The following is a 9,917-nucleotide window of genomic DNA, read 5'->3' on the forward strand; positions in this document are numbered from 1 at the left end:
GCTCAATTATACATACAACGAAAGGATTTTACAATGTCAATCATTCAGCTAGCGAAATATTCTATCTCTGATTTCAAAAAAATTAGCCAAGTCAAAAAAATGGGCTTTGGCAAATTATTCATTTACTTACTTCTTTTAAGTGTGTTATCAGCCATCCCAATCACTACCCAAGTGATAAGTGTTTTTAAAGACATCCAAGCCGATGGTCGAGAAATCGCAGAAAAAATTCCTGATTTTTCAATAAAAAATGGAAAATTAAATACTACAAATGAAGGTTTTATTTATCAAACAAATTCGATTATCTTCACCTTTGATCCTGACGGTCAACGCGATACACAAGATGTAGCAAAAGATATGTTAGGTAACTTTCTCAGCGTTGGTTTATTGACTGATCAATTAGTCATCGTCTTTCCATCCAGTGATGTTACGTCTTCTATCATTGGTAGTAATCAATTAGAATTACCATACACACGAATTTCGGATTTAAATGGTAAAACCTTACGACAAGTCCTGGGAGAAACCTCTCTTCCTTGGTGGATGATTTTAATCTCCTTTTTAGTGGTTGCTTATCCTACGCTAATTAGTATGGTTTTCTCTGTATTAGTCGGTACTTTATTCGGAAATATGTATTGTCTACTCCGGAGAATCCCAAATCGTTTTTCTGATAACTTTAAAATCACTGTCGCTAGTACAACTCTACCAGTAATTATCTCAATGATTATCAGCTTGTTCTTCCCTTCATTTAATGTTAGTTCATTTATTATGCTAAGCACCATGTTTATTTTTACTCAGGCAGTTAAAAACGAACACTCGACAGTATAAAAAGTACAAACTCAATTTGGTAAAATCCATAATTGAGTTTGTACTTTTTTTCTAAAGTTTGCTAGACTGAAGAAAAGGAGGTTTATTTTATGACAAAATATATTCTATCTACACGGCCGTTTCGAAATGAGTTCATTCGTCAAGCAAAAGAGATTGCACCTTATGAATTCGTTACAGCAACAGAGATTCCTACAAATTTTGATTGGCAATCAGTTGAGATAACAATTGGCTGGTCAAAAGACTGGCAAGATAAACTATTGATACCTACCTCATCATTAAAATGGGTACAATCAATCTCTGCCGGAGTTGATACATTACCACTTGAATTATTTGCCAAACACAATGTCTATCTTTCCAATACTAGCGGTCTGCATGCCACTTCGATTACTGAACATTTGTTAGCTATCTTATTGATGAAAACACGTGGTATTCTAGATGCTATCAAAAATCAAGAAGAACAATGCTGGGCGGAAGTACCAACAATTCAAAATCTACAAGATTTGAGAATCTTAATTGTTGGCACTGGAAAAATTGGACAAGAATTAGCAAAATTACTTACATTCTTTCAAACTAAACCGATTGGTATTAATACCAATGGCAGAAAAATTGAACATTTCGCTGAAACGTATGCCTTAGTTGATTTAGCTTATCAAGCACAAAAAGCAGATGTTATTATCAATATTTTACCATTAACAGACGATACGTATCATCTTTATGACCATGACTTCTTCAAAACTATGAAAACAACGGCTACTTTTATTAACGTCGGGCGTGGTCCAAGTGTTGATACAACAGCTCTTTATCAAGCATTAAGGGAACGCCAAATTGGTTTTGCGGCATTAGATGTCTTTGAAGAAGAACCTCTACCTAGTGAGCATCCTTTATGGAAGTTAGACAATCTATTAATTACACCTCATTTTTCAGGATTTACTCCCCATTTTCAAAAAGCCTTTATGCAGATTTTTTTAGAAAATCTAGCTTCATTCACAACGAAGGGTTCCTTAATTAAGAATGTTGTAAATATTCGCTCTGGTTATTAACAAAAAAGCCGGATAATAAAGAAGTCAAAACTTCTTTATTATCCGGTCTTTTTATTTATACGTTACTTTTTTATTTTGTTGTGTTTCTTCTGTTTCTTTTACAATATAAATTGGGCGTTTTTTGGTCTCTAAAAATATTTTACCAATATATTTCCCAATAATTCCTAAACATAATAACTGTAAGCCACTAACAAATAAAATAATCGCCACTAAAGACGGCCAGCCATCTGTTGGATCATCAAAAATTAACGTACGCAAAACAATAAAAATTAATGCGAATCCTGAACCCAAACAAGAAAAAGCACCCACAAAGGAAGCTAAAGTTAATGGGACATCCGAAAAGTTAACAATGCCATCAATCGAATATTTAAATAAGCTCCAAAATGACCATGATGTCTCGCCAGCTACTCGCTCACGATTTTCGTATTCTAAGTATTCGGTCTCAAACCCGACCCAGCTAAAAATCCCTTTCGAAAAACGATTGTACTCAGTGAGCTCTAAAATAGCATCCACCATTTGCCGGGTCATTAGACGAAAGTCTCGTGCACCATCTACCATTTCTGTATCGCCAAATTTATTCACTAATTTGTAAAACATTTTAGCAAAAAAACTCCGAATTGGTGGCTCCCCCTCACGTGTCGTTCTTCTTGTTCCCACACAATCAATCTCTTTTTGCTCAATCATCGTAATCATTTGCGGCAACAACTCAGGAGGATCTTGCAAATCTGCATCCATTACAGTAACTAAATCACCTCTTGCTGCTTGAAGTCCTGCATAAAGTCCTGCTTCTTTCCCAAAATTTTTAGAAAATGATAAGTATCGAACTTTCTCAGGCATTGCTTGATGCAATTCTCTTAAAACTTTTAAAGTTTGATCTTTCGACCCATCATTTACAAAAATATACTCAATTGAATGATTGATTTTTGTAGCTATTTTTTCCATTTCTTCCACAAAAAACGGAAGCGATTCTTCTTCATTATAACAAGGTACAACAATCGATAACATCTCGACACCATCCTTTTAATTCTAGGAAATTATAGCATATTTTTTTCTGAAATAAAAAACTAATCGTAACTATACGATTAGTTTTCATCTTTCTTAATTACTCTTCCGTAAATAAGTACTTCGGTTCATTTAATTTTTCATCAAAATCAACTGTCATTTCTAGTCCTTTGAAGAACCAGTCATCACTTTCTTCTCCATAAAAAGTTAACCCATCTATCTCTTCTAAAAATAAAGGATGTTCCGGTACATCTACTGACATACCTACTGAAAATCCATCATGTACTTGTGTATTTCCATAAATTTTCCCAAAAAAGCGAATTCCCATACCTGGTTGTAATTCAATTTCTTTCTTGAACCAATTTAATGCTGCATCTGTTATTGTTACTTTCACTTCATACACCCCTAGTCATTTAGTTTTTCATCAAGCAAATCTACTTCATCGGTACTTCCAATGACTAATAGATTATCATTTTCTCTGACAATCTCACTCGCTGCAGGTGAAACCACTACTTTTCCATCTCCACGACGAATAGCAACAACTGTCAAGCCAAATTTTTGACGAAAATTCAATTCCAGCAATGATTTATTGAAGAATCGTGGGTTAGCTACACGAATTTCGGCTAATGAAAATTCATCTGACAGTTCAACAAAATCCAAAATGTTTTTCGATACAAGATTATGAGCTATCCTCACTCCCATATCTCTTTCGGGATGAACCACTCGATCAGCCCCTATTTTTTCTAAAACACGTGCATGATACTCGTTCTGTGCCTTAGCTACTACATTGGGCACACCCATTTCTTTGACCATTAGCGTAACTAGAATACTGGCTTGAATGTCTTCACCAATAGCAACAATTACATGGTCAAAATTACGAATACCAAGTGAGCGTAATGTCATTTCATCTTGCGCATTACCCACTACTGCATGCGTAGCAATATTCATATACTCATTTACACGATCTTCACTGCTGTCGATTGCTAGAACTTCCTGTCCTGATTCTACCAAAGTTCGGCAAATACTCCCACCAAAACGACCTAATCCGATAATTGCATAATTTTGTCTCATTCTTTTTGCTCCTTAAAAACATTGATATTCTCTTTCCATTTCAGTAAGGCAAGAGCTAGTTCACTAATTTGTGCTTGAATGCGTAAATCGCCGCTTGTGTTCGATCTTCTACCTCTAATTTTGACAAAATATTTGATACGTGCGTCTTAACTGTTTTCAATGTAATAAATAGTTCATCTGCGATTTCTTGATTACTTTTTCCTTGAGCTATCAACATCAACACTTCACGTTCACGGTTTGTTAAATCTTCATGAAGTTGCGCCGTCCGATTCGTCAAGCGATTAACCATTTTAGTCGTTACTTCAGGCTCTAGCACACGTTCTCCGCGTTGAGTTGCGCGAATAGCATCCGCAATCTCATGAGCAGTCGATGTCTTCAACATATAGCCAGCAGCTCCAGCTTCAATTGCCGGATACACTTTTTCATCATCAATAAAACTTGTTACAATAATTATTTTAGCTTCAGGCCAATCTTTTAAAATTGCTTTCGTCGATTCAATGCCATCCATTTCATCCATCACTAAATCCATTAAAATGACATCTGGTCTTAGTTCTAAGGCTTTTTCATAACCTATCCGACCATTTTCAGCTTCCCCTACAACTTCAATATCCTCTTGAATCAATAAATATGAGGATACGCCTAAACGAACCATTTCATGGTCATCCACCAACAATACTTTTATCATTTATTAGGAACCTCCTTTAATAACGGGATTTTAATCTCAATGCTCGTTCCTTGGTTTTTAAAACTAATAATTTTTAAAGTACCACCTATCCCAGTGATACGTTCACGAATATTCAATAAACCATAACTTCCCGCTTTTGTTTGCTGTTGTTCTGGATCAAAACCTACGCCATCATCAATGACACGTAACAAGATATTTTGATCAATTAAATTAAGATAAACTTCCAATTCATCTGCTTTCGCATGACGTAATGTGTTGGAAAGAAGTTCCTGAATAACCCGAAATAATTGATCCTCGATACTGCTGGGAATCTGCAATTCTTCAATATCCCATTTAAGTGAAATATTAATTTTTGTTTGTAATTCTTTCAGCAATTGTTCAATCCCTTGTTTGAGACTTTTACCTTCTAATGTAACGGGTCTTAAGTGTAATAATAAAGCACGCATCTCTGATTGTGAAGCATTAATAATTTCTGATACCATACCTAATTGTTTTTTTTGCATTTCTGGTGCATCCGTCTTAATCGCTTGTTCGTTTAAAGCTGACATCATCATCATTGCTGCAAAAAGTTGCTGTGAGACAGAGTCATGTAATTCTCGCGCTAAACGATGCCGCTCATTCTCTAAAATTTCTTCTTTTGTTTGACCATCCACAAATTGAGGTCTCGCATTCAGTACTTGTAATTCGCTTGACATGTCCCGTAATTTGTCATTAATTTGATGAATATCGTGATCCATATCAAAAAGCTCCTTACTTCTTACAGAGAGTGGCATATTCTCATTTAATACAGGACTTTCTAAGTTGCCACTTGCAATTAATCGTAACTTTTCAGCAATTGGTGTCAACCAACGTTTCTGAGATAAAGAGAGTAATAAAAAAATAGCAAAACCTGTGGCTACGGAAATAGCTAAAAGGTAAATAATTAATGGAATAAATAGCACTTTAACTTGAATTAAACGTAGCCACCAATGATTTTGTCCAACTGCAAAAAAATATGTGAACAACACAAATAATAAGATTAGTAACATTGCGATACTACTATATAATCCTAGCATCGCTTTGGAAGTTTTGGCTATCATACACGAATCACCTCTAAATCACCCAACAACGTATTAGAAATAATTTTTAAGCGTCGAGGACTTTCGTAATAATCATTGCTTACCACAGTTAGGACCTCATTGTGAAGCTCGGTTTCTTTTGCTTCAAACGTCACTGTCCCAGCAAAACAGGCATGCTCTAATTGTACACCAATCCCAGCTGGAATTAAAATTCTTGTACGTCCAAATCCTTTTCTAATTAAGACAATATTATCATTTTTCGGTAAAATTGTATTCCCTAAATCAATAATTGTATCTCCTGAAAAAATACTGATATTAATATCATCCCATTCATATACTTTGTTTCCAATTCGTTCGTTCCCAATCCACTGTTGCTTTTTTTTCTTACCTGAATGATTCTGCGGTTCATCTGTCTCTACCATAATCATTTGTTTTTTATTCCAAAAAGAATACTTCGAGAAATCGATACCAGAAATTTCAACGCCTTTTAAACCAATAAATAAGACAGCAAACACAAGCATCATCCATAATGCTGGGCTATTTAATAAGCTAATTAATATCATTAAACAACCAATAATTAATTGAAAATTTTTCAATTGCGTATATTTTTTTCGTCGAACTGCCCAAAGCACATTTAAAATTCCTAATCCTAGTAAAATTAAAAGTGCGACATTGTTAATAATTTGCCATACAGCAAGTAAAAACAATAGTGCTTCAATGACGAAAAAGAAACGCCAAGGACTCTTCATAAAAATCCCTCCTACACTATTTTTGACTATCATACCTTTTTTTCAAAGGAACAGCATCAGCCCGTAGACTGAAAGTCATAAAGAAATAGGAATAAACCTTGATGGTCTATCCCTATTAATTGATGTTAAATTATTTCACTTCGACAATTTTAACAAGCATCTCTCCACCCGGTGTAGCGATTTTCACTTCATCGTTTACCTTTTTACCGATTAATGCTTGTGCAATAGGTGAGTCATTTGAAATCTTGCCAGAAAATGGATCTGCTTCAGCACTACCAACAATGGTATATTCTTCCGTATCTTCATCTGGCAATTCTTTAAAAATAACCGTTTTACCGATTGAAACTTCATCATGATCGACGCCATCATTATCAATAATTTGTGCAAAACGAATCATTGTCTCTAAAGTAGTGATACGTCCTTCAACAAAAGCTTGCTCATCTTTTGCTGACTCATATTCAGAGTTTTCCGAAAGGTCTCCAAAGCTACGTGCAATCTTGATACGTTCAATAATTTCTCCACGCTTCACCGTTTTCAATTCTTCTAATTCTTGTTCTAATTTTTCTTTACCTTCTAAGGTCATTGGGTACATTTTTTCTACCATAACTACTATCTCCTTTTATATCTTGTCAGCTTTTATTCCTCTACGATAGAGAAATAAATGGTAATCTTTTGTGTAGAATCCACAAAAGATTACCATGCTTTTCATTAATTGTAAACCTATTTATCAAATAAATTCAATTATTCTCTATTGTTTACATATTCTTCTACTAATTTATTATGTTCATCTAAGGTTTCAGCATAATAAACTTTTTGAGTATCAATATCTGCTACAAAGTAATAATAATCATTTGGAATTGGGTTTAAAACCGCATCAATGGCTTGTTCACTAGGACTATTAAATGGCCCTGGACCATATCCAGTGTTTTTATAAAGATTGTAAGGTGAGTCAACTTCTAAATCTTTATAGTAAACCATTTCTTTATGTTCGCCTAAAGCATATAAAATTGAAATATCTGATTGTAACGGCATATCAACTTTCAAACGATTAAAGAATACTTGTGCAATCTTTTTGCGGTCTTCCTCACTTTGACCCTCTTTTTCAACCAATGAAGCCAACGCTAGAACTTCTTGTACGTTTAAATCCGAAGCATTAATTTTATCATAATAATTTGCTAGGACATTATTTGTCGTATTCACCATTTCAGTCACTAATGCTTCTAAGCTCATACCTTCATAATAATCATAGGTTGCAGGGAATAAATAGCCTTCCAAACGATAACGTACACCTTTAGCTTTACTAGCATCTGTTAATAAATCTGGGTATTTTTCTAATAGACTGTTAAAAAACTTTTCGTCTTCCATCAAAGTTAAAAAGTCTTTTTTATCAAGACCTGTCGCTTTTGCGACTGTTTCTGCAATTTGCGAAATATCGTAGCCTTCTGGAACAGTCACTCGTGCATCTGCTTGATCGGCAGCTAGACCACCATTTTGTAACAATTCTCCAATTTCATCTAATGTCATGCTAGGCGACATTTTATATTTTCCTGCTTGAAAGTTACTTAAATTATTAAATTTTGTATAGTAATTAAAAACCATACCGCTTTTTATGATTTTATCTGACTCTAATATCTCACCAATTGCTTTATTTGATGATCCGCTTGGAATATTGACTACAACAGTTTCCTTATTTGATGCATCTAACGGCTTCAAACTAGAAGTCACGTATCGATAAGTAGAAAATCCAAATACTCCACCAACAATGACTAAAGTTAAAACAACGATGGTGACAATGCGACCAACCACCCGATCTTCTTTTCGTCGTTGCGATCTTCTTGATTTTTTTTCTTTTCGATCCATTGTATCTTCTGTCTCCTTTTTTGCATGTGAAGAATGTAATGGTTCTTCTGTGCTGTTTTTTATTCTATACGTTAAAGTTGTTATTCTGTCTAATAAACAAAATAACTCCTCCTTACTTTCGTATCTCTAACTTGTATCATTATACACGAAAGTTTGGAGGAGTGAAACAGGTTTTAAGTATTTCTTAGAATAGAAAAATATATTGATTAATCTTCATGTTTAAGAATAACATCTTCTGGAATTTCGTAGTATCTTCTGAAATTTTTCTCCATATAACCATTTGGATTTGGTGTACTCTCATAAATAAATTGACTATTAGGAAGTTTTCTAAAGTTAACTTCCTTTCTATCCTGATTAACCTTCTCTTGAATATATGAAAGTCTGTGTTCTGAAGCTATATGAATGTGAGCAAAGACTACAATATATGTTCCCATTAAAAGGAAAGTAACTCCTAAAAGAATGTAATTATACTCTTCTTTCATTTCGAACCTTGTCACATTCAATAAATTTTTTATTAGTGATAAAACAAATAAGGACAACAACACATATGATGCTATAAAACATCTTGGGCTAAGCGGTGTGACAAAAAATAAAGGACTGGCTACCAGAGCATATGAACATAGGTAAAAAATCGATTGTAATTTTTCAAACTCCAGAAAAATCAGCACAGAAAAACCTATCACTAGTATATAAATCAATGACAACAATGCATTTACATTATCAATTAACACCGAATCATGCGTATAATCCATCAAGTCATAAACAAGTAGTTTATATAACGGAAACACGGTTAAATATAATATGAAAATTAATTTTGTTTTTATATATTTTTTTCCAATAAATATTAATAAACTAATAAGCAATATAGAAATAACCAGGTTAATAATAGTATTGTTAAAAATTAATTGTTTAAACATGTACGTTGTAAATATAGTGTATATTTTTTCAATTAATCCGCTACTTTGATCAATTGTTCGATATGTGTCTTCCCCTGTCAAAATAGATCGATATGCTTCATTCGAGAACATGATTAATGAACCTATAATATTTCCTGTAAAAAAAGCCAAGGCTTGTTTTCTACTTCGTTTTGTTATTACAGTTACGATGAGAATACCTAAAGAAAATAATACATTAAATATAGTAACATGTTCAGCAAATAACTGTCCGCCAACTCCTATAATGAAAGATAAAACGATTTTTGCATAGCTATTATTTGTCTTCTTACATTTTGGATATATAATCTCTCTAAACAAATAAATATTCATTAAAATCACTAAAGCAGACATATTATAATTTGAAAATCCTGATGCCCAACCATAAGTTTGTGAAAAAATAGTTAGTGGCATAACAGATAATAAAATAAATGTCACACCTATTCGCTTAACTGAAAGTTTTCCCCATATAATTTTAACAGAAAAAATAATAATTAGCGTATTGACTATGGCCATTACTACACTCTTTATCGGTAAAAATTGTGTAATTAAAAGAATCGTTAAATTTCCAAGATATCTTCCATTGTAGTTATTGAAAAAATTATTAAGTCTTTCCAAACCTACTGATGAGCCCCAAACCCAATCATCTGACGTTAATGGCGTCAGATATCCTATTAACATATAAAAAATAAAAATTA

The 9,917-nt window shown here is 33.5% G+C and carries 11 protein-coding genes; 2 read left to right on the forward strand and 9 right to left on the reverse strand.

What is annotated here, in order from left to right; translation table 11 throughout:
* The first annotated feature begins 33 nt into the window (after positions 1-33).
* The gene (locus tag BAU17_RS00250) at positions 34-822 is read left to right on the forward strand and encodes a DUF1189 domain-containing protein (RefSeq protein WP_161900818.1); all 789 of its coding nucleotides are present in this window, start codon (positions 34-36) and stop codon (positions 820-822) included.
* 89 nt (positions 823-911) lie between these two features.
* A complete protein-coding gene (locus BAU17_RS00255; RefSeq protein WP_161900819.1) occupies positions 912-1,862 on the forward strand; it encodes a phosphoglycerate dehydrogenase in 951 nt (316 codons plus the stop codon).
* 51 nt (positions 1,863-1,913) lie between these two features.
* Here BAU17_RS00255 and BAU17_RS00260 read toward each other — a convergent pair whose 3' ends face one another.
* From BAU17_RS00260 to BAU17_RS00300, 9 genes are all read right to left on the reverse strand, one after another.
* On the reverse strand, positions 1,914-2,867 hold the full coding sequence (locus BAU17_RS00260) for a glycosyltransferase family 2 protein (RefSeq protein WP_161900820.1): 954 nt from the start codon (positions 2,865-2,867) through the stop codon (positions 1,914-1,916).
* 97 nt (positions 2,868-2,964) lie between these two features.
* Positions 2,965-3,258: a HesB/YadR/YfhF family protein gene (locus tag BAU17_RS00265; protein WP_161900821.1), complete on the reverse strand. Its 294-nt coding sequence runs from the start codon at positions 3,256-3,258 to the stop codon at positions 2,965-2,967.
* 11 nt (positions 3,259-3,269) lie between these two features.
* On the reverse strand, positions 3,270-3,935 hold the full coding sequence (locus BAU17_RS00270; protein WP_161900822.1) for a potassium channel family protein: 666 nt from the start codon (positions 3,933-3,935) through the stop codon (positions 3,270-3,272).
* A gap of 55 nt (positions 3,936-3,990) precedes the next feature.
* Complete coding sequence (locus tag BAU17_RS00275) at positions 3,991-4,620, reverse strand: response regulator (protein WP_161900823.1); 630 nt, start codon at positions 4,618-4,620, stop codon at positions 3,991-3,993.
* A complete protein-coding gene (locus BAU17_RS00280) occupies positions 4,617-5,699 on the reverse strand; it encodes a sensor histidine kinase (protein ID WP_161900824.1) in 1,083 nt (360 codons plus the stop codon). The genes BAU17_RS00275 and BAU17_RS00280 overlap by 4 nt, the downstream gene beginning before the upstream one ends.
* A complete protein-coding gene (liaF, locus tag BAU17_RS00285) occupies positions 5,696-6,427 on the reverse strand; it encodes a cell wall-active antibiotics response protein LiaF (protein ID WP_161900825.1) in 732 nt (243 codons plus the stop codon). Before liaF ends, BAU17_RS00280 begins: the two co-directional genes overlap by 4 nt.
* 130 nt (positions 6,428-6,557) lie before the next feature.
* Positions 6,558-7,031, reverse strand: coding sequence for a transcription elongation factor GreA (greA, locus tag BAU17_RS00290; protein ID WP_161900826.1), 474 nt, complete (start codon positions 7,029-7,031; stop codon positions 6,558-6,560).
* Between the two features lie 137 nt (positions 7,032-7,168).
* Entirely contained in the window at positions 7,169-8,371 is a 1,203-nt protein-coding gene (gene mltG / locus BAU17_RS00295; RefSeq protein WP_420022100.1) for an endolytic transglycosylase MltG, read from the reverse strand.
* Between the two features lie 122 nt (positions 8,372-8,493).
* Positions 8,494-9,917: hypothetical protein (locus tag BAU17_RS00300; protein ID WP_161900828.1), on the reverse strand; the 1,424-nt coding region annotated here is incomplete at its 5' end.

This window comes from Candidatus Enterococcus willemsii, assembly GCF_009933335.1.
GTDB classification, from domain to species: Bacteria; Bacillota; Bacilli; order Lactobacillales; family Enterococcaceae; genus Enterococcus_F; species Enterococcus_F willemsii.